At 58.2% G+C, this 21,667-nt stretch carries 16 protein-coding genes; 12 read left to right on the forward strand and 4 right to left on the reverse strand.

All coding sequences use genetic code 11. From position 1 onward, the window contains the following. Positions 1-100: 100 nt before the first annotated feature. The 3 genes from FKG94_RS12600 (at position 101) to FKG94_RS12610 (ending at position 3,124) form a co-directional block, all read left to right on the forward strand. On the forward strand, positions 101-1,063 hold the full coding sequence (locus FKG94_RS12600; protein ID WP_142904687.1) for an MBL fold metallo-hydrolase: 963 nt from the start codon (positions 101-103) through the stop codon (positions 1,061-1,063). Positions 1,064-1,282: 219 nt separating this feature from the next. After that, positions 1,283-1,786, forward strand: a complete 504-nt coding sequence (locus FKG94_RS12605) for a MarR family winged helix-turn-helix transcriptional regulator (RefSeq protein ID WP_142904688.1) — start codon at positions 1,283-1,285, stop codon at positions 1,784-1,786. A gap of 654 nt (positions 1,787-2,440) precedes the next feature. Beyond that, positions 2,441-3,124, forward strand: a complete 684-nt coding sequence (locus tag FKG94_RS12610; RefSeq protein ID WP_142904689.1) for a transglutaminase-like cysteine peptidase — start codon at positions 2,441-2,443, stop codon at positions 3,122-3,124. A 114-nt stretch (positions 3,125-3,238) separates the two neighbouring features. On the opposite strand, the gene gltA is transcribed toward FKG94_RS12610, so the two are convergent. Beyond that, on the reverse strand, positions 3,239-4,528 hold the full coding sequence (gene gltA / locus FKG94_RS12615; protein ID WP_142904690.1) for a citrate synthase: 1,290 nt from the start codon (positions 4,526-4,528) through the stop codon (positions 3,239-3,241). A 585-nt stretch (positions 4,529-5,113) separates the two neighbouring features. Here gltA and sdhC point away from each other — a divergent pair. The 9 genes from sdhC to sucD all read left to right on the forward strand — a co-directional run bounded on the left by sdhC (position 5,114) and on the right by sucD (position 16,714). Further along, positions 5,114-5,488, forward strand: a complete 375-nt coding sequence (sdhC, locus tag FKG94_RS12620) for a succinate dehydrogenase, cytochrome b556 subunit (protein ID WP_142904691.1) — start codon at positions 5,114-5,116, stop codon at positions 5,486-5,488. Beyond that, complete coding sequence (gene sdhD / locus FKG94_RS12625) at positions 5,482-5,850, forward strand: succinate dehydrogenase, hydrophobic membrane anchor protein (RefSeq protein WP_142904692.1); 369 nt, start codon at positions 5,482-5,484, stop codon at positions 5,848-5,850. The genes sdhC and sdhD overlap by 7 nt, the downstream gene beginning before the upstream one ends. Before the next feature lie 12 nt (positions 5,851-5,862). Further along, positions 5,863-7,635 (forward strand): succinate dehydrogenase flavoprotein subunit, encoded by a 1,773-nt coding sequence (gene sdhA, locus FKG94_RS12630; RefSeq protein ID WP_142904693.1) that lies wholly within the window; start codon positions 5,863-5,865, stop codon positions 7,633-7,635. Positions 7,636-7,670: 35 nt separating this feature from the next. Continuing rightward, entirely contained in the window at positions 7,671-8,375 is a 705-nt protein-coding gene (locus FKG94_RS12635) for a succinate dehydrogenase iron-sulfur subunit (protein ID WP_142904694.1), read from the forward strand. A gap of 161 nt (positions 8,376-8,536) precedes the next feature. Beyond that, positions 8,537-11,383 carry a 2-oxoglutarate dehydrogenase E1 component gene (locus FKG94_RS12640; RefSeq protein WP_142904695.1) on the forward strand — a complete coding sequence of 949 codons (2,847 nt, stop codon included), beginning with the start codon at positions 8,537-8,539 and terminating at the stop codon, positions 11,381-11,383. A gap of 80 nt (positions 11,384-11,463) precedes the next feature. Beyond that, positions 11,464-12,714, forward strand: coding sequence for a 2-oxoglutarate dehydrogenase complex dihydrolipoyllysine-residue succinyltransferase (odhB, locus tag FKG94_RS12645; RefSeq protein ID WP_142904696.1), 1,251 nt, complete (start codon positions 11,464-11,466; stop codon positions 12,712-12,714). 184 nt (positions 12,715-12,898) lie between these two features. After that, the gene (lpdA, locus tag FKG94_RS12650; protein WP_142904697.1) at positions 12,899-14,341 is read left to right on the forward strand and encodes a dihydrolipoyl dehydrogenase; all 1,443 of its coding nucleotides are present in this window, start codon (positions 12,899-12,901) and stop codon (positions 14,339-14,341) included. Positions 14,342-14,674: 333 nt separating this feature from the next. Further along, the gene (gene sucC, locus FKG94_RS12655) at positions 14,675-15,841 is read left to right on the forward strand and encodes an ADP-forming succinate--CoA ligase subunit beta (RefSeq protein WP_142904698.1); all 1,167 of its coding nucleotides are present in this window, start codon (positions 14,675-14,677) and stop codon (positions 15,839-15,841) included. Then, positions 15,842-16,714 (forward strand): succinate--CoA ligase subunit alpha, encoded by an 873-nt coding sequence (gene sucD / locus FKG94_RS12660; protein ID WP_142904699.1) that lies wholly within the window; start codon positions 15,842-15,844, stop codon positions 16,712-16,714. A 434-nt stretch (positions 16,715-17,148) separates the two neighbouring features. Here sucD and FKG94_RS12665 read toward each other — a convergent pair whose 3' ends face one another. The 3 genes from FKG94_RS12665 to glmS all read right to left on the reverse strand — a co-directional run bounded on the left by FKG94_RS12665 (position 17,149) and on the right by glmS (position 21,563). Beyond that, a complete protein-coding gene (locus FKG94_RS12665; protein WP_142904700.1) occupies positions 17,149-17,847 on the reverse strand; it encodes a hypothetical protein in 699 nt (232 codons plus the stop codon). Further along, the gene (locus FKG94_RS12670) at positions 17,844-19,238 is read right to left on the reverse strand and encodes a hypothetical protein (RefSeq protein ID WP_142904701.1); all 1,395 of its coding nucleotides are present in this window, start codon (positions 19,236-19,238) and stop codon (positions 17,844-17,846) included. The genes FKG94_RS12665 and FKG94_RS12670 overlap by 4 nt, the downstream gene beginning before the upstream one ends. A 477-nt stretch (positions 19,239-19,715) precedes the next feature. After that, positions 19,716-21,563 carry a glutamine--fructose-6-phosphate transaminase (isomerizing) gene (gene glmS, locus FKG94_RS12675; RefSeq protein WP_142904702.1) on the reverse strand — a complete coding sequence of 616 codons (1,848 nt, stop codon included), beginning with the start codon at positions 21,561-21,563 and terminating at the stop codon, positions 19,716-19,718. Positions 21,564-21,667 lie beyond the last annotated feature (104 nt).

Genomic DNA, 21,667 nt, shown 5'->3' on the forward strand with positions numbered 1-21,667 from the left:
CTTCTGATCACAATGTGCCAGTCGTGCTCCCGGCGCCGGCCCCGCACTGGCCGGCCGGCGCTGAAACCCTGCTGCCCCGATTCAACCAGGTACTGACATCATGGCTAAAAAACCGTTTGCATCCTCCGCCGATCTCGGCGAAAAACAGGAAACGCTGGAAATACTCGGCGACGGTATCTACGCACTGACCGCCGAAGGCGATCCCAACGTGGGCGCGATTGAAGGTGAGGATTTCATCGTGGCTTTTGAAGCCCGCGCCACCCCCCGGGCCGCCAATGACTGGTTGGCGATGCTGCGCGAGCACACCGACAAACCGGTGAAATACCTGGTGCTGTCCCACTATCACGCGGTGCGGGTGCTGGGGGCGTCGGCATTCGAAGCAGAATCGATTATTACCCACGAAAAAACCCGGTTGTTGATCGAGGAGCGGGGCCTGCAGGACTGGGCCAGCGAGTATGGGCGCATGCCGCGACTGTTTCGCGAGCCGGATGGAATCCCCGGCCTGACCCACCCGGATATCGTCTTCAGCGATCGCCTGGAAATCCCGCTCGGCGGCAATCGCGGCGACCTGGTGCTGGCCTACTGCGGGCGCGGCCACACCGCCGGCGATATTATCGCCTGGTTGCCACAGCAGCAGGTGTTGTTTGCCGGCGACCTGGTGGAGGCGGCCGCGGCGCTCTACACCGGCGATGCCTTTCATTTCGACTGGTCCACGACGACGCTGGATCGGGTCAAGGCCTATAATGCGCAGGTGCTGGTCGGCGGTCGCGGCGCTGTGGTGCGCGGCGGTGAGGCGGTCAATGCTGCGATCGAACAGACCCGGGGCTTTCTCAAGGGCATGATTGAAAAGGTCGGCGCAGTGCACAAGCGGGGCGGCACATTAAAAGAAGCATTTGAGGCGACCCACGCGCACCTGGCACCCAAGTTCGGACAGTGGCCGATTTTCGAGCATTGTTTGCCGTTTGATGTGCAGCGACTGTGGGATGAGTTTGACGGTATCGACTGGCCGCGTATCTGGACCGACGAGCGCGATCAGGCGGTGTGGGATCAGTTGCAGGACTGAGAAAGCTGCAGCGCAACCGGGTCTGTTGTAGCAGTAGATAGCGGAAACGGATTGTAGTGCTTTTGCAGATAAAGATTTTCACCTCAAAACGGGTTTTGGTGTCCTTAGCTGGCCCGGATCTGGACCTCAGTGCCACCTAAGTGAAAATGTTTTCCGGTCAAAGCACTGGCAACGGCTATAACAACCGGGCAGCCCCGATAGAGATTGAGCGCTTTTACTATGACAGAAGATCGCCCCAAGTCGCTGTTACTCAATCACTTTATTCCTTATCGCATGGTAAACCTGGCCAAGCGTATCAGTGACTCCTGTGCCGGGATTTACCGGGACGATTTTGATATCACCATACCGGAATGGCGGATTCTGGCGCGCCTGGCCGAGCACGATGCCCAGAACTCGCGCTGTCTCGGCGAGGTGACTTTTATGGATAAGTCGAAGGTGTCGCGGGCGGTCAAGTTGCTCGATAACAAAGGTTATCTGGTCAAGCGCAAGGACAGAGATGATAACCGGGTGACCTATTTATCGCTGTCGACAGCGGGGCGCCGGCTTTACCAGGCAATAGTGCCCAAAGCCCTGGAGTGGGAAAGCCGCCTTATCGGTGCTCTCGATATCAGTGAATACCGGGACTTGATGAGGATTCTGGAGAAACTGGAGCGGCAGTTGGGGGTGATGGACGGTGTGGAGCCGCAATCAGTTCCGGATAGAGATTCCGCTGCGGGTAGTTGAGCATTAGTGGCAGTCGCGTCGTCGCTCGCAATACGGAGCCGATGTCGCCTGCGGGCGGGTGCACAGCAAATGCGGTCTACACGTAGGTTACCGGTGACGGCCGGGTGGGTTAGTGAGTAGCGCCAGGTGGTTTACCGGTTCAGGTATTTTGGATGTGCGGCCTGGTGGTGTGGCGTCTTCTTCAGATTAACCGGCAATACCGATAAAGTCGTAGACGGGCCGCGCTTGGGGGCGCTGCTGCGGGGCCGATGGAGGGGGATTCGGTTGCGCCGCGTCCGAACGGTGCCGCTGCTTGTCGACCGGTTGGCGGCGGTTTGACACTGTCACTGGTCTGGGGTTGTGTGATGTTCCCCGCTGCACCATGGTGTGGCTCCTTACTGTCATCCTGTCACTATGCACCAGAGTGGCCCGACCTCTGGTCTGACCTATAGGCTATAACCTGTCGACTGGCTGATTTCTAAACAAGTATATAGGCGCTCGGCACAGGTGTAATCGAATCTTTAGCGCTATCGATATAACCGGATTTAGCAGTGGATCAATGCCCGTCGCCGGCGGTCACGGGGCTATTGCATGGTAAAAATACAAAAATAGGGTTATAAAACGCTTGGTGTCCGCTGCGGATCGCCTCGAGGAGGGTTGAGGATAAATGTTGCGATGTTAGCCGTGCGGTATCTCAAAGCGGTGGTATTGCTGTTGTTACTGGGCCAGTTGCTCGGTCTGTCGGGGCGTTATGCCCTGGCCCAGTACCTGGAGCTCGATGAGCGCCTGCTCCAGCGTATCGAAGCAGATTACGGCATCGAGGCCCGCGGTCGGGTAGCGGACTGGCAGACGCTGATGGTCGATACCAATGCCCGCCCGCAGTTGGCCGATGAGCAAAAAATGACGAGTGCCAACGATTTTTTCAATCGGGTGGCCTGGGTCAGCGATCTCGAGCACTGGGGGCTGGAGGATTACTGGGCAACACCGGTCGAGACCCTGGCCACCAACGGCGGTGATTGCGAAGATTTTTCCATCGGCAAGTATTTCACCCTCAAAGACACCGGCGTCGATAACGGCAAGCTGCGCATCACTTATGTCAAGGCGCTGAATTACGACCAGGCGCATATGGTGCTCGCCTATTATCCCACCCCCGGCGGCGAGCCGCTGATTCTCGATAACATCAACAAGACCATACTGCCGGCCTCGCAGCGCACGGATCTGCTGCCGATCTACAGCTTCAATGGTGAAAGCCTGTGGCTGGCCCGCTCACGCGGCAACCAGTTGCGCAGCGACAGTATGACCAGCCTGCCGCAATGGCGTGAAGTAAATCGGCGCTTGCTGCGGGAACTCAGCCGCTGAGCGGATTGGCAGTTTGAATTGGGTTATCGAAGCTTAGTAAGGGTGCCGGCATCTAAATGACGCCGATAAAAAAGGCTGCCGAAAGGCAGCCTTTGCGGTCCGGAATTAGCGGTACTAGCGTTTGTCCAACGGCACGAAATCACGCTGGTCGTAGCCGGTGTACAACTGGCGCGGGCGGCCGATCTTGTAGGTTTCGCTGATCATTTCGCTCCAGTGGGCGATCCAGCCGACGGTGCGGCCGGTGGCGAAAATCACGGTGAACATATCGGTGGGAATACCGATCGCTTTCATAATGATACCGGAGTAGAAATCCACGTTGGGGTAGAGCTTCTTCTCGACGAAGTAGGGGTCTTCCAACGCGATCTCCTCCAGGCGCTTGGCGATGGCCAGCAGCGGATCGTTTTCCAGGCCCAACTCGCGCAGCACCTCGTCGCAGGACTCTTTCATAACCTTGGCGCGGGGGTCAAAGTTTTTGTAGACCCGATGCCCGAAGCCCATCAGCCGGAAGGGGTCGCTCTTGTCTTTGGCCTTGGCCACGTACTTGTCGATATTGGAAACATCGCCGATTTCGTCGAGCATTTTCAGCACCGCCTCGTTGGCGCCGCCGTGCGCCGGTCCCCAGAGTGCGGTGATACCCGAGGCGATACAGGCAAACGGGTTGGCGCCGGAGGAGCCGGCCAGGCGCACCGTCGAGGTGGAGGCATTTTGCTCGTGATCGGCGTGCAACAGGAAAATTTTGTCCATCGCCCGCGCCAGCACCGGATTGACCTCCGGATCGTCACAGGGTGTGCCGAACATCATATGCAGGAAATTCTCGGCGTAGCCGAGTTTATTGTTCGGATACATAAACGGCTGGCCGATATGGTGTTTGTAGCACATGGCCGCCAGGGTCGGCATCTTCGCGATCAGGCGGTGAGCGGAGATGCGGCGATGTTCTGGGTTGGTGATATCGATAGAGTCGTGGTAGAACGAAGACAGCGCGCCGACGGCGCCGCACATCATGGCCATGGGGTGGGCGTTGTAGTGAAAGCCGCGGAAAAAGCGCGCCATGGATTCCTGCACCATGGTGTGGTTGGTAATCATATCGACGAAGCTTTTCTTCTCCTCGGCATTGGGCAGCTCGCCGTTGAGCAGCAGGTAGCAGGTTTCCAGATAATCGGAGTGCTCCGCCAACTGGTCGATGGGATAGCCGCGGTGCAGCAGCACGCCGTTGGCGCCATCGATAAAGGTAATCTTGGATTCACACGCGGCGGTGGAGACAAAGCCCGGATCGTAAGTGAAGTAGCCTTTGCTGGTCAGCGCGCGCACGTCGATGACATCGGGTCCGGTTGAGCCGGAGTATACCGGCAGCTCAATCGACTCGGCTAAACCATCGACCTGTAGATGCGCTTTCTTATCAGTCATTTAGGGACTCCTGTGTTCACGGGCAATGTTCGCAAAAAGCAGTTATAAATCATACTGTTATGACAGTGTTTTCGAGCGGGAACCGACCTTTTCCACGGCGGTGCGCAGCCCTGCTACCGGCACCGGGGCGGGGGACAACTATAAGCGTACAGGTGGGATTGTCAAATAGTATCGGCTCGCGCTCCAGGCTAATTATAGTTAAGAAATAGCCACTCGCCGGTGTCTGCGCAACCGCGGTGCAATGGCGTGGAGAATCGTTAAGTGGTGATCCCGGGGGCGTGTGGCACCTGATTAATCCTGCCGTTTGAAGGCCCCGGATTTGCGCCCGCCACCGGCACCCGAACCACCGTCTCTGTGATACCATGGGCATCCGTTAAGTGTCCGTTTTCATTTGTATTTTTACTATCGTGTCACTATAATCTCGCGCGATCTTGCGGGGGGGTAGTTGGCGCATATAGCTGCGACTGCCTATGCTAGACAGATGGCCCGGGCCTGCAACGCAGCAGAGCGGTCCCGCTGTCTCGAACCTGTTCTGCCGATCGGGCACATGCCCGTAGCGGCCGGATAAAAAGGTGTAATTAAACCGTGAACAACAAAAGACCTGTTAATCTGGACATATCCACCATTCATCTCCCCATCACCGCTTTTGTCTCCATTTTGCACCGCATCTCCGGCGTGATTCTGTTTGCCGCCGTGGCACTGCTGCTGTGGTTGCTGGATGCGAGTCTGGCCTCGGCGGAAAGCTTCGCCGCGCTGCAGGCGTTGCTGGGCGAGCCCTGGGCCCAGGCGGTGTTGTGGGCGACGCTGGCGGCACTGGCCTATCACGCTGTGGCGGGCGTGCGTCACCTGATTATGGATATAGGTATCGGCGAGAGCCTCGAGGGCGGACGCACCGGTGCCAAGCTGGTGATCTTCTTCGCGGTGATACTGATAGCCTTGGCGGGGGTATGGGTATGGTAACGGCAGTAACGAGTTTTGGGCGCAGCGGCCTCTACGATTGGCTGATTCAGCGGGTCAGTGCGGTGGTGATGACCGCTTATACGGTATTTCTGGTGGTGTTCATTCTGCGCCAGCCGGAACTGACCTATGCCGACTGGCAGCAGTTGTACAGCCAACTGTGGATGCGGGTGTTCAGCCTGTTGACGCTGGTGTCACTGATAGCGCACGCCTGGATCGGTTTGTGGGCGGTGCTGACGGACTACCTGACGGCGCGCATGATGGGGGCGAAAGCCACGGGGCTGCGCATTGTGGCGCAGATGGTATTGGGCGTGATAGCGGTGACCTACGGTGTGTGGGGCATTGAAATCCTGTGGGGCCTGTAAGGGGAACGAGTCATGGCGACGATGCGAACGATATCATTTGACGGGATAGTGATCGGCGGCGGCGGCGCGGGTATGCGCGCGGCCCTGCAACTGGCCCAATCGGGTTACAAGACGGCGGTGATCACCAAGGTGTTCCCGACCCGTTCACATACGGTGTCGGCACAGGGGGGCATCACCTGCGCTATCGCCAGTGCCGACCCCAACGACGACTGGCGCTGGCACATGTACGACACCGTCAAGGGTTCGGACTATATCGGCGACCAGGACGCCATCGAATACATGTGTTCGGTGGGGCCGGAGGCGGTGTTTGAACTGGAACATATGGGACTGCCGTTTTCGCGCACCGATAACGGCCGTATCTACCAGCGGCCGTTTGGCGGCCAGTCGAAAGACTTCGGCCGCGGTGGTCAGGCGGCGCGCACCTGTGCGGCTGCGGACCGCACCGGCCACGCGCTGCTGCACGCGCTCTACCAGGGCAACCTGAAAAACGATACCGTGTTTTTGAATGAATGGTTTGCGGTGGATTTGGTCAAGAACCAGGACGGCGCGGTGGTCGGTGTGATCGCCATCAACCTGGAAGACGGCGAGACCGTCTTCGTAAAATCCAAGGCGACGGTATTTGCCACCGGCGGTGCCGGTCGTATTTACGCCTCCACCACCAACGCCCATATCAACACCGGCGACGGCATCGGCATGTCGCTGCGGGCGGGCTTCCCGGTACAGGACATAGAAATGTGGCAGTTCCATCCCACCGGCATCGCCGGCGCCGGGGTGTTGGTGACCGAGGGTTGCCGGGGTGAGGGCGGCTACCTTATCAACAAAGACGGTGAGCGCTTTATGGAGCGCTATGCACCCAATGCCAAAGACCTGGCGGGGCGCGATGTGGTGGCCCGCTCGATGGTGCTGGAAATTCTGGAGGGGCGCGGCTGCGGTCCGGAAGCCGATCACGTCTACCTGAAGCTGGATCATCTGGGCGAAGAAACACTGAATGCGAAACTGCCGGGCATCCTCGAGTTGTCGCGCACCTTTGCCCACGCCGACCCGGTGAAAGAGCCGATTCCGGTGGTGCCCACCTGCCACTATATGATGGGAGGTATCGCCACCAATGTAGACGGCCAGGCACTGACCCTGGACGGCCACGGCAACGACCAGGTAATCGACGGCTTCTACGCCTGCGGCGAGGTGGCCTGTGTATCCGTCCACGGCGCCAACCGCCTGGGCGGCAACTCGCTGCTCGACCTGGTGGTATTCGGGCGTGCCTCGGGGCTGTTTATCGAAAAGGCGCTGCGCGAGGGCATCGAACACCGCGACGCCACCGAGTCCGATATCGAAGCGGCGCTGGCGCGCCTGCAGCGGGTCAACGACGCCAGCGGCGGCGAGTCGGCCTCAGCGCTGCGCAAAGAGTTGCAGACGATCATGCAAAACCATTTCGGTGTTTTCCGCAAGGGCGAGTTTATGAAGACGGGCATCGAAAAGCTGGCCGAGCTGCGACCGCGGGTGGAGAATGTCACCCTGGCCGACAAGACCAACGCCTTTAATACCGCGCGTATCGAGGCGCTGGAATTGCAAAACCTGTTTGAGGTAGCCGAGGCCACGGCGGTGGCCGCCGAGGCGCGCACGGAGTCGCGCGGCGCGCACGCGCGGGAAGATTTTCAGGAGCGCGACGACGACAACTGGCTGTGTCATTCGATGTACTTCCCGGAGGACAAACGGGTGGGTAAGCGCGGTGTCAATTTTGCACCGAAGACCATGGACGCGTTTGAGCCCAAAATCAGAACTTATTAAGAGATCAGAACTTATTAAGCGGGAGGCGTATAGCCATGTTGAAAGTTGAAGTGTACCGCTACAACCCGGAGACGGACCAGGCGCCCCACATGCAGAGCTACGAGGTCGACACCGGTGGCAAAGACCTGATGGTGTTGGATGTGCTCGAGCTGCTGAAGGAGCAGGACCCGAGTCTCACCTACCGGCGTTCCTGCCGCGAGGGCGTGTGCGGTTCGGACGGTATGAACATCAACGGCAAGAACGGACTGGCCTGTATCAAGCCGCTGTCGGAGTGCACGCGCAACAATACGCTGATTTTGCGGCCGCTGCCGGGGTTGCCGGTAATCCGTGATCTGGTGATCGATATGGGCCAGTTCTACGACCAGTACAAGAAGGTAACGCCGTATCTGCAAAACGATACCCCGGCCCCGGCGATCGAGCGCCTGCAGTCGCCCGAGGAACGCGCCAGGCTGGACGGTTTGTACGAGTGTATCCTTTGTGCCTGTTGTTCGACGAGTTGTCCGTCGTTCTGGTGGAACCCGGACAAATTTATCGGCCCGGCGGGCCTGTTGCAGGCCTATCGCTTTTTGGCTGACAGCCGCGATACGGCGACCGAAGAGCGATTGGCAAAGCTGGACGATCCGTTCAGTGTGTTCCGCTGCCACGGTATTCAGAATTGTGTATCGGTATGCCCGAAAGGGTTGAATCCGACCCGGGCGATCGGCCATATCCGCACGATGTTGCTGCAAAGTGCGACCTAAAAAGCTTACAGCTCAATGCCGTGAAAGCTCGCTGCTCGCGGCTGCCGGCGCTGTAGATTGCCGGTCGTAAGCTGCCTCACCCTGTATTGGGCGGGTTAGCGTCGCGTTGTTACCAGTTTCGTGCGGTGAGCGATCACCTGTAAGCTAACCAAGAGGTTGACATGCAAGACAGCATTATGGAGCTACTGTGGAGCACCTCCCATATATCGGGCGGCAACGCTTCCTATGTCGAAGAACTCTACGACAGATACCTCCACGATCCGAACGGTGTGCCCGAGGAGTGGCGCAACTACTTTGACAAACTGCCCCGTGTCGAGGGTGTGCTGACACAGGATACGCCCCACTCGATCGTGCGCGAGCACTTCGAGTTGCTCGGTAAGAACCGCGCCCGGCCGCTGGCGGCGCCGGGCTCCGGCGGTGCGCATATCGAACACGAGCGCAAGCAGGTCAAGGTCGTGCAACTGATCAGTTCCTACCGTTTTCGCGGTCACCAGAAAGCGCAACTCGATCCGTTGGGATTGATGCAACGCCAGCGGGTGCCGGACCTGGAGTTGGGTTTTCACGGCCTGACCCCGGCCGATCTCGATACCGTGTTTCAAACCGGCAACCTGTTTATCGGCACCGATGAGGCGCCGCTGCGCGATATTATCGATGCGCTGGAGCAGACGTATTGCGGCTCCTTCGGGCCGGAAATCATGCATATCACCACCTTTGCCGAGAAACAGTGGTTGCAGCAGCGGATCGAGAGCGTGCGCTCCAACCCCGTTTATAGCGACGAGGTGCGCAAAGGGGTGCTGGAGCGGGTGACCGCCGCCGAGGGTATGGAGCGCCATCTCGACAGCAAATACCCCGGCACCAAACGCTTTGGCCTGGAGGGGGCAGAGAGCCTGATTCCCCTGCTCGACGGCGCCATCAAGCGCGCCGGCCAGTACGGCGCCAAGGAAATTGTGCTGGGTATGGCTCACCGCGGCCGCCTCAATGCACTGGTCAATATTTTTGGCAAGAACCCGGCCGAGCTGTTCGACGAATTCCAGGGCAAGCGCCTGATCGACACCTCGGGCGATGTGAAGTACCACCAGGGTTTCTCCTCCAATGTGATGACGCCCGGCGGGGAGGTGCATCTGTCGATGGCATTCAACCCGTCTCACCTGGAGATTGTATCGCCGGTGGTGGAGGGCTCGGTACGGGCCCGCCAGGACCGCCGCGATGACCCGCTCGGCAAGCTGGTGGTGCCGATCGTGGTGCACGGCGATGCCGCCTTTGCCGGCCAGGGGGTGGTGATGGAGACCTTTCAGATGTCCCGCACCCGCGCTTACGGCACCGGCGGCACCTTGCATGTTGTTCTCAATAACCAGGTGGGCTTTACCACCAGTCGCCGCGATGATGCCCGCTCCACCGAGTACTGCACCGACGTGGCGAAGATGATCGAAGCACCGATTTTCCACGTTAACGGCGACGACCCGGAAGCGGTGGCGTTTGTCACCAAACTGGCTATCGACTACCGCTACGAATTCAAAAAGGACGTGGTGATCGACCTGGTATGTTACCGCCGCCGCGGCCACAACGAGACCGACGAGCCCTCGGCGACACAGCCGCTGATGTACCGGGCCATTCGCAAGCACAAGACCACCCGCACGCTGCATGCCGAGAAGCTGGTGGCCGCCGGGGTGCTGAGCCAGGCGGAAGCCGACCAGATGGCCAGCGACTACCGGGCGGCGCTGGATCGCGGCGACCATGTGGCCCACGGCCTGGTCAGCGAGCCCGACAGTTCCCTGTTTGTGGACTGGTCGCCCTATATTGGCCACGATTGGCAGGCGCCGTCCGATACCAGCTACAAGTTGAAAGCGCTGCAGAAACTGGCCCACCAGATGTGTGAAGTGCCCGACGGTATCCAGGTGCAGCGCCAAGTGGCCAAAATCTATGACGACCGCCGCAAGATGGCCGGCGGTGCACTGCCGATCAACTGGGGCATGGCGGAGATGCTGGCCTATGCCACCCTGTTGAAAGAAGGTGTGCGTATTCGCCTGACGGGCCAGGATGTGGGGCGCGGCACCTTTTCCCACCGCCACGCAGTGGTTCACAACCAAAAGGACGGTACCTGCTACCAGCCGCTGCGCAATCTCTTCGAGGGCCAGCCGGAGTTCGATATCTACGACTCGCTGCTGTCGGAGGAGGCCGTGCTCGCCTTTGAATACGGCTACGCGACCACGACCCCCAACGCCCTGATTATCTGGGAGGCCCAGTTCGGCGACTTCGCCAACGGCGCCCAGGTGGTGATCGATCAGTTTATTACCAGCGGCGAGCACAAGTGGGGCCGTCTCTGCGGCCTGACCATGCTGCTGCCTCACGGCTACGAAGGGCAGGGACCCGAGCACTCCTCGGCGCGCCTGGAACGCTTTATGCAACTATGCGCCGAGCACAATATCCAGGTGTGTATTCCCACCACCCCGGCCCAGGTGTTCCATATGCTGCGCCGCCAGGCGATCCGGCCCACGCGCCGGCCGCTGGTGGTGATGAGTCCGAAGTGGATTCTGCGCCACAAGCTGGCCACCTCGACCCTGGAGGAACTGGCCGACGGACGTTTTTTCAATGTGATTGGCGATACCTCGGTGGCTGCCGATAACGTGGAGAGAGTGGTGTTGTGCAGCGGCAAGGTCTACTACCATTTATTGGAGGCCCGCATCGAGCGACAGCAGACCAACGTGGCCCTGGTGCGGCTGGAACAACTCTACCCCTTTCCCGAGCAGGAGCTGAAGGATGCCCTGGCGCCGTTTAAAAATGCCGGCGATATCGTCTGGTGCCAGGAGGAACCCATGAACCAGGGAGCCTGGTACAGCAGCCAGCACCACATGCGCCGGGTGCTGGACGAGATAGGGCCGGAGCTGCCGCTCGGCTTTGTCGGGCGCGAAGCCTCGGCGGCGCCGGCGGCGGGGTATATGTCGGTGCATCTGGAGGAACAGGAACGATTTATCGACGCGGCACTGACGCCCGGACGCGTGTCGCCGTGAACAGTGACATAACCATTGCAAACCCGGGCCGGCGGCCCGATTTTATAGCCCAAAGACGCTATGGCTAAGGACAAAAACGAATGACTATCGAAATTAAAGCCCCGACTTTTCCTGAATCTGTACAAGACGGAACCGTCGCCACCTGGCACAAACAGCCCGGTGAGGCGGTAGCTCGCGACGAGCTGATTGTCGATATCGAAACAGATAAGGTTGTTCTGGAAGTCAGTGCACCGGCCGACGGCGCGCTGGCGCAGATTGTCAAAGGGGAAGGCGATACCATTCTCAGCAATGAGGTCATTGCCATTTTTCAGGAAGGGGCAGGCCAGGAGGGGGCAGGCGCCGTCCCTGCCGCTGAGGCCGCCGCACCGCAAGCGGCCCCGGAGCCGGCCAGCGCCCCGGAGGATGCCCTGGTCAGCCCCGCCGCCCGCAAGCTGGCGGATGAGAACAATATCGATCTGGCGACGGTTGCCGGCAGCGGCAAAGACGGGCGCATCACCAAGGAAGATGTGCTCAATCGCATCAAACAACCCGCCGCGCCTGCCCCGGCGGCAGCTCCCGCTGCGGCTCCGGCGGCCGCCCCCAGCCCCGCTCCGGCAGCCGTAGCGCTGGTGGATATGCCTGCCGGTGAGCGGGTGGAAAAGCGGGTGCCGATGACGCGCATGCGCAAGCGTATTGCCGAGCGGTTGATGGAAACCACCCACAGCACCGCCATGTTAACGACATTTAACGAGGTTAATATGGCGCCGGTGATGGCGTTGCGCAGCAAATACAAAGAGATGTTCGAAAAGTCCCACAGCGGTACCCGCCTGGGTTTTATGGGCTTTTTCGTCAAGGCCTCGGTCGAGGCGCTGCGCCGCTTTCCGGCGGTGAATGCCTCCATCGACGGCGACGATGTCGTGTATCACGGCTACCAGGATATCAGTGTGGCAGTGTCCACCGAAAAAGGACTGGTGGTGCCGGTGATGCGCAACTGTGAGAACATGAGTCTGGCAACCGTGGAAAATACCATCCGCGACTTTGGCCTGCGCGCCCGCGAAGGCAAACTCACCATTGAAGAAATGACCGGTGGCACCTTCTCCATCACCAATGGCGGCGTGTTTGGCTCACTGATGTCGACGCCGATCCTGAACCCGCCCCAGACCGCGATCCTGGGCATGCACAAAATCCAGGAGCGCCCGATGGCGGTGAACGGTGAAGTCAAAGTGCTGCCGATGATGTACCTGGCCCTGTCCTACGACCACCGTCTGGTCGACGGTAAGGACGCGGTGCAGTTCCTGGTCGCGATCAAGGATATGATCGAAGACCCGGCCCGTATTTTGTTAGAGCTTTAGAGTAGGTAGAAAGCTTTAGAGTAGGTAGAAAGCTTTAGAGTTTGTAGAAAGCTTTAGAGTTTGTAGAAAGCTTTACGATCTGTAGAGAGCTGTAAACCTGTACAGAGCTGTGCAATCGCAGCGCCGCGAACAGGCGAGTTTCGGCTCTGGCGTACCGTTTTTTAAAAATCTTGGGAATTTTAGTATGTCTGATAAATATGATGTTATCGTCATTGGTTCCGGCCCCGCCGGTTACGTGGCCGCGATTCGGGCCGCACAACTGGGGCTGAAGACCGCCTGTATCGAGAAATACAAGAACAAGGAAGGCAAGAACGCCAACGGCGGCACTTGTTTGAATGTCGGGTGTATTCCGTCCAAAGCCCTGCTCGACAGCTCGCAGAAATACCACGAGGCCAGAGATACCCTGGGCAAGCACGGTATCAGTACCGGCGACCTCGGCCTCGATGTGGGGGCGATGATCAAGCGCAAAGACGCTATCGTCAAGCAGATGTCCGGCGGCATTACCGGTCTTTTCCAATCCAACAAAGTCACCTCGCTTTACGGCAGCGGCAAACTGCTGGCCGGCCGCCAGGTGGAATTTACCGATCACGAGGGCAAGATCGAGGTGCTCGATGCCGATAACGTCATTCTGGCGTCGGGCTCGGTACCGGTGGATATCCCGGTCGCCCCGGTGGACAACGACATTATTGTGGATTCCACCGGCGCTCTCGAATTTGATGCGGTCCCCGAGCGCCTGGGGGTGATCGGCGCCGGCGTTATCGGTCTGGAACTCGGCAGCGTCTGGGCGCGCCTGGGCTCGAAGGTGGTGATGCTGGAAGCGCTGGAGACATTCCTGGCGATTATGGATCAGCAGATTGCCAAGGAAACCCAAAAGATCATGACCAAGCAGGGGCTGGATATTCGCCTGGGCTGCCGGGTCACCGGCTCCGAGGTCAAGGGTAAAGAAGTGGTGGTTACCTACAAAGACGGCGATGGCAACGAGCAGTCCGAGACCTTTGACAAGCTGATTGTCTGTGTCGGCCGGCGCCCCTACACCGAGGGCCTGCTGGCCGGCGACAGCGGCGTCAATCTCGATGAGCGCGGGTGTATTTATGTCAACGACCTGTGCTCCACCAGCGCGCCGGGCGTGTGGGCGATCGGCGATGTGGTGCGCGGTCCGATGTTGGCTCACAAGGGCTCGGAAGAGGGCGTCATGGTGGCCGAGCGCATCGCCGGCCAGAAGCCGCTGATCAACTACGATATTATTCCCAACGTGATTTACACCCATCCGGAGGTGGCGTCGGTGGGGAAGACCGAAGAGCAGCTCAAGGCGGACGGTGAAAAATATAACGTGGGCACCTTTCCGTTTCTGGCGATCGGCCGGGCGGTTGCCGCCGACGAGGCCGATGGCATGGTGAAGATGATCGCCGATGCCGAGAGCGACCGGGTGCTGGGTTGCCATATCGTCGGCCCGAGTGCGGCGGATTTGGTGCAGCAGGTAGCGATTGCCATGGAGTTTGGTTCCAGTGCGGAAGATATCGGTATGACTGTATTTGGCCATCCGACCTTTTCCGAAGCGGTGAAGGAAGCTGCGTTGGCAGTGAATGGTCACGCCATTCATATGCCGAACCGCAAGCGCAGAAAGTAAGGGAGAGTAGTTCAAGGCGTAGCGCGCCTGCCGGTGGTGACCGGCGCTTAACGAAAAGCGTGTTACAAAATGCAATGCGGCAGTTAACTAGTGCTTCGACAAATAGAGGTTTTCACCAAAAACGGGTTTCGGTGTCCTTAGCTGACACGGTCTCGATCCGGGCATAGCCCTTCGGGACACGCCGTACATACATCCCTGTAGGCTCTACGCCAGCATCCCTGCTGGCGAAGGTCCCGAAGGGCTATGCCCGGACCGAGACCTCAGTGCCACCGAAGTGAAAATGTTTTCTGGTCAAAGTGCTAGCTGTCGGTCGTAAGTTAACGGAAAATTATCATGAACTTGCATGAGTACCAGGCAAAGCAATTGTTTGCCGATTACGGTCTGCCGGTATCGAAAGGTGTGGCGGCGGAAACACCTGCGGAGGCGGTCAGTGCCGCCGACATTATCGGCGGCGATAAGTGGGTGGTCAAAGCCCAGGTCCACGCCGGTGGTCGCGGCAAGGCCGGCGGCGTCAAGCTGGTCAGCTCGAAAGCCGAGATCGAAGCCTTCTCGAAACAGTGGCTCGGCAACAACCTGGTCACCTACCAGACCGATGCCGACGGCCAGCCGGTCAGCCGTATTCTCGTGGAGTCGTGTACCGACATAGCGCAGGAGTTATACCTGGGTGCGGTGGTGGATCGTTCAACCCGCCGTATCGTGTTTATGGCGTCGACCGAGGGCGGTGTTGAAATCGAGAAGGTTGCCGAGGAGACGCCGGAGAAAATACTGAAGGCGACCATCGATCCTTTGGTCGGCGCACAGCCCTACCAGGCCCGCGACCTGGCGTTTCAGCTCGGCTTGCAGGGCAAGCAGGTCAAACAGTTTACCCAGATTTTTATCGGCCTGGCGAAAATGTTTACCGAACTGGATTTCGCGCTGTTGGAGATCAATCCGCTGGTGATCACCGAGCAGGGCGACCTGCACTGTCTGGACGGCAAGATCAATATCGACAGCAACGCGCTCTACCGCCAGCCGAAAGTCAAAGAGATGCACGATCCCTCCCAGGAAGACGAGCGCGAAGCCAATGCCGCTCGCTGGGAACTCAATTATGTAGCGCTCGACGGCAATATCGGTTGCATGGTCAACGGCGCCGGCCTGGCCATGGGCACCATGGATATTGTCAAACTGCACGGCGGCCAGCCTGCCAACTTCCTCGATGTAGGGGGCGGTGCGACCAAGGAGCGGGTGATCGAGGCGTTCAAGATCATTTTGTCCGATGAAAATGTCGAAGCGGTATTGATCAATATTTTCGGCGGTATAGTGCGTTGTGATTTGATTGCCGAGGGTGTTATCGGCGCGGTGGAAGAGGTCGGCGTCAAGGTGCCGGTGGTCGTGCGACTGGAGGGCAACAACGCCGATCTGGGTGCGAAAGTTTTGGCCGACAGCGGCTTGAATATTATTGCTGCCACCAGCTTGACTGACGCTGCGCAGCAGGTCGTCAAGGCAGCGGGAGGCAAGTAAATGAGCGTATTAATCGACAAGAACACCAAAGTGCTGTGCCAGGGCTTTACCGGTTCCCAGGGGACTTTCCACTCTGAACAGGCCATTGAATACGGCACCAAGATGGTTGGCGGTGTAACGCCGGGCAAAGGCGGGCAGGAGCATCTGGGCCTGCCGGTTTTCAACACCATGCGCGAAGCCGTCGCGCAGACCGGGGCCGATGCGTCAGTGATCTATGTGCCGGCGCCTTTTTGTAAAGACTCCATTTTGGAGGCGGCCCACAGCGGTGTAAAACTGGTGGTTTGTATTACTGAGGGCATCCCGACGCTGGATATGCTCGATGCCAAGGTCAAGTGCGACGAGTTGGGCGTGCGTTTGGTAGGCCCCAATTGCCCGGGTGTGATTACGCCGGGCGAGTGCAAGATCGGCATTATGCCCGGTCATATCCACCAGCCCGGTAAAGTGGGTATTGTCTCGCGCTCCGGCACCCTGACCTACGAAGCGGTCAAGCAGACCACGGACTTCGGCTTCGGCCAGTCGACCTGTGTCGGTATCGGCGGCGACCCGATTCCGGGATCGAACTTTATCGATATTCTGGGCCTGTTCCAGGACGACGCGCAGACCGAGGCCATAGTGATGATCGGCGAGATCGGCGGCACCGCTGAAGAAGAGGCGGCAGCTTATATCAAGGACAACGTCAGCAAGCCTGTTGTGTCTTATATCGCGGGTGTTACGGCCCCGCCGGGTAAGCGTATGGGCCACGCCGGTGCGATTATCTCGGGCGGCAAGGGCACGGCCGATGAAAAATTTGCCGCGCTGGAAGACGCCGGGGTGAAAACCGTGCGCAGTCTGGCGGATATCGGCAATGGGCTGAAGGAAGTTACCGGCTGGTAGTCGCCAGCCGCTTTTCTGGTTAAAGCAGCCAGCTTGTAGGTCGGACTGTTCTTTAGCACCTTTAGCGGTGGCAGGGTGTGGGGACAGGTTTTACCTGTCCCCTTCGAGGGGGACCACTCCCTTGTGCCAATAGCACCGCTTGCAGGATACTGTGGGGTAGTTCTAACGCAGGGGAGTGGCACCATTCTAGGGGGACGCAACTAAAGTTACGTCCCCGCACCGTGCCACCGGAGATGGTGCCTTTAGAAAGGGGAGTGGCACCATCCTAAGGGGACGCAACTAAAGTTACGTCCCCGCACCGTGCCACCGGAGATGGTGCCTTTAGAAAGGGGAGTGGCACCATCCTAAGGGGACGCAACTAAAGTTACGTCCCCGCACCGTGCCACTGGGAGTGGTGCCACAAAAAAGGGGAATGGTACTATAAGCCCCAAAAATCACCTCAACTGCTGAATATACTCAGGAATCCGCGCCGAATCATTAAACACTCCCCAGGACTGCGCGCCGGCATTCATAATGCGCTTTTCCCATTCATCTAATCGATTGCGATAAATCGCCGGGTTGGCACTGTCGGCGTTGAGCTTAATAACGTTCATTGCCGCAATATGCACATTGTCGAACTCGTCTTTGGCGAACTGCCGCGTTACATTCGGCTGCAGCTCTTCTTTCATATCGCTAAATACGAATATGACCCGATTGCCGGACTTGGTTGAATTCAGGTGGTCGGTGCAAAGCATCATAGCGCCGCTGATATCGGTATAACGGGAGCGGGTTTTGGCCTCGGCAAATTCGTCGAGCTTTGCGCCCATCGCCACCTTTTGCTGATTGGCTTTCGACGGCGTGTAATCGAGCCGCAAATTGGCAATCAAATCGCCCTCATTGTAACTGTTGCTGTCGATACGGATAAAAAACAAACTGTCGCCGGGCAACATTTTGGAGACAATGCGAGCTTTGGTGATTTTGACAATTTCCGCTTTTTGATCGGCATACGTACCCGATACATCGGCCAGGGCACAGACCGCTGTCTCATAGGCGGCATTGTCGCTGCAGCCGTGCAGTAATGCAGCCACGAACACCGCAAGTATCGGCTTTGCTGCGCTGAAACGCCGGCTTCGAAGTGAGCGGATAGCGTTCATGTGATTGCCTTTCTGGTGACCAGATTAGACAACTGCAAGGGTACGATAATGTAAGCATCGTACAGATGCATAAAGATCTTGATAATGTAACCGAGGACAAAAGAGAGCATGCGGCAGATGTGACCGAACAGCGTCACGACTAAGGCCATAAGCTTGCTGGCGGCGTGCTGGCTGGTTTCAATAAAGTTTTCCAACGCCATCATGGTCATCGCCAGTATCAACGGCAGGGCAAAACCGAGGCCGGCCTGCCCGTATTTGGCCCACACGGAACCGGCGGCGCCGGTAACGGCGATCTCGGCGCCCGCCATTTGCTGCTCGATTACCGCATCCTTCTCCGCCATGATCTCCCGCAGGAAGCCGAGCGATGCCTCCACGCCGGCCAGCAGCAGCAAAAATAGTAAGGAAAGATAGGTAATCCAGCGTCGGCGGCTGCTCGGCAGCATGCCGATTTGGGGAATGATATGGGTAAAGCGGACCGACTCCCAGAAAAAGATGCCGGTAACGAATTCAAGCAGAATGATAATCAATGCGGAAAAACTGGAAACCGGCATACCCAGAACCCGGCTGCCGGCCGGCACCATTTCCGACATGGGCAGAGCAATCAGGTTAAAGTTGACGAAAGCGCCGGCCACAGCGGCAGCCATGACGATGGAAGTGGCGATAAACATGCGGTTGGCTCTTGACGACAGCATGTCGATCGACTCTTCATTGCCCTTGTTGATCTTTTGGAAGTCCGTCATATATTTGTCCATACGCTCGGACGTTTCCAGGACGCCACCGATTTTACCGCCGATATCTTTCAGCAGTTTGTCGACAAGCTTCCAGGTCGTAGCCATCCCGGAGAGAATTTTGTGTCGCTGGGCAGTGGTGTTGCGCAATTCCGCCAGCGCGCGTTTCTCGCCGTCGACGGCCGATTTGTGAATTTCCGTCAGCATCTTCTCGATCACCCGGTCGCCCGAGGTGCCGGGCAACTGGGCGATACTGGCCACCGCATCGTTCCAGCCCGGCGCCTCCGGCACGGCCTGGCCGCATTCGCTATAGTCGGCTTCCAACTTGCTGATGTGGTCATCAAGACGGCGCTGCAGACCCGGGTATTCCGCCAGGTTTTTACTGAAGCTGATATCGACCCGTTGAAATTCATCAAGCAGTTTATGCTTGTGTGCCGTGACACCCGACTCGAGCAATACCTTGCGATCTCGTTCCTTTATTTTATTGGCCAGTCCGTAGGCCCAGTTGGCAACCTCCTGCAAACCGCCGGAGCTGCCGTCGGTGAGACTCTCCAGCGCCTTGTGAATCGGGGTGCGGGCCAAAAACAGAAACAACATGCTGCCGACGATCAGGGCGGTCATCGATAGCGCGGGCATGTTGGGCCAGATGTAGAGAGTTTCCATTACCATACTCCAGTGTTTGTTATTTTAGGCGTGGGACTGGCGGGGCTTGTTTGTGCGGCCCGCTTGTTCGAGCGGCACTACAGACTACAAATCAGAAACAGTTCGACAGTGGCCTTTTTGAGAAGACCAAAATCGGTAAGTGCAGAGCTCGAGATACTGGTTGCCGGTCAGGTAAAAATGGAGAGCCCCTGGTTTGCCCCGCTATAAATTCATTGGTTCCTTAACATTGAAATCTTATGGGTTAACCGCCAGGACTCAAATCTACTGTTTTATAAGTGACATTACTGTGACGGGTCGCAGATTCTGGGCATGGTTCGGTGCCGCGGTAGAGGCACTGCGATGATGTTTTTTTAGTAGCGCAAGGATAGTGCTGTTAAAAATATACACCGCCAAAAATGGCGGCGTATTTTAGTCTGCAACATAAGGTGCCAGTTTACGCTGGCGAGTTCACAGAGTTTTCGAGAAGTAATGCCCGCTTTAGATAACAGTAACGCTCTTTGCCAGGTTTCTCGGTTGGTCTGGATTCAAACCGCGTTGCACCGACAGATAGTAGGCGAGAAGCTGGCAGGGAATAATGCTGGCGATGATCCCGGCTGTCTCAGCCAACGGTGGTATTACCAGGGTGTGATCGAAGAAGCTTTCGGGCTGGTGAGCAATACCGATGGTAAAACCGCCGCGGGCTTTGACCTCCGCGACAACGCCGCTCAGGTAGTCGCGGTTGCCGGCATCCATAAAAAAAATCACCGGGGTGCCCGGTTCGATCAACGCGATAACGCCGTGTTTTAGTTCCCCGGCGACAAAACTTTCAGCGTGAATATAGCTGGCTTCCTTGATATTGAGGGCGCCGATTTTTGCCGGCGCGGTGTACTTGCTTTCCCCGAGCAGAAAAATATGTTCGCCGGAAATTTTTTCGGCCAGTGCGGCTATGGTGCCGAGGGTGCCCGCGCTTAGGTAGGCGTGCAGGCTTTGTGCAAGTTGACCAATGGCAAGTTTTGCCGCCGGCGTCCTGCCGGCCAGCGCCTCACTCAACAGGTAGCCGAAACTCAGTTGTGCCGTACCGCTTTTAGTGGACAGCACGCAGGCTTCCGGACCGCAGTGGCTGTTGAAGGCAAAGTCCGATACCTGGGTGAGGGTGGCGCCGGGCATGTTGACTACGCTGGCGATATTGACTCCCAGGTTTTTGGCCTGCTGAATAAAGCGCAGTGTATCGGCCGTCTCCCCGCTTTGGCTGATCGCCAGCAAGACTTCGCCGGGTTGCATCAGCGGCAGGTAGCAGGTGTAGTCGTAAGCCGGTATGGCCTGGGCGCGAATCCCTGTGGCCCGGCGAATCATATGGGCGATATGTTCGGCGACGAAATAAGCCGCGCCGGCGCCGGTGAGGTAAAGCGCCTTGGTGTGATGGATTTTGTCCACCAGCGTCGACAGTTGGCTGTCGCACAGTTGGGCCGCCTGTTCTATCGTATGCCATTGCTCGAGGATTTCTTTAAGCATAAAGTGCTCGCAGCCTTTGCGGTCCAGGGTGATCTGTGGAAACCGGTGGTGATGCCATTGCAGCGGCTGCGGTTTCCGTGTGTCGACACACTGTGCGGTGATACTGTTCCGGCGGCAGACCACCACCTGGCGGTCGTGAACGACAGCGCTCTCGGTCGTGTGCTCGGCAAACGACAGGGCATCGGAGGCCAGAAAAAATGCCGTGTCCACACCGGGCACTGATGCCTCGCAGTGGTTGTCGGCGCCGCTTTCGGTAGCCGTTGCAGCGGCGATTTTTCGGCCCGCAACCAGCGGTGAACCCTGGCGAATGGCGATGATTTGCCGGTGTCGATTGTCGAGCAGGACCAGGGTGTTACGCCCCTGCAGTTGTAAAAATGTCATCCGCAACGCCTGCACGACAGCCTCTGCGTCGGGGTCTTCATTCAACAGGGCCAGTTGATTTTCCAATAAGCGCAGTGCCACCTCCGTATCCGTCTCTGAAGAGAAATCGGTACCGGATGCCAAAAGTTGTTGTTTCAAGGCCAGAAAGTTTTCCACGATACCGTTGTGCACCAGCGCCAACTGGCCGTCGGCGGAGAGATGTGGGTGGCAGTTGGCGATAGTGACCGCACCGTGGGTGGCCCAGCGGGTATGGCCGACGGCGATACCATCGTCGCCTTTGGGTCGCGGTGCAGTTGCAGTCTGCAAGGGTTGCAGTGTTTTGTGGTACTCGACCGCGGTGTCGCCGCCGATGCCCAGGCCCCAGGAGTCATAGCCCCGGTACTCAAGGCGTCGCAGGCCTGCGATTACCGTTGCGGCGGCGCCGGCACCGCTGTAACAAAAGATTCCGCACATTTGTCATTCCTTGGTTGACGTTTATACTAGGGAGCGGACCATAGCTGATGGGGTTGGGAGGTGGCAATATTGTTTGTCATCAAAAAATTGACAAATGTCTGAAC

Source organism: Exilibacterium tricleocarpae (genome assembly GCF_007004655.1).
GTDB classification, from domain to species: domain Bacteria; phylum Pseudomonadota; class Gammaproteobacteria; order Pseudomonadales; family Cellvibrionaceae; genus Exilibacterium; species Exilibacterium tricleocarpae.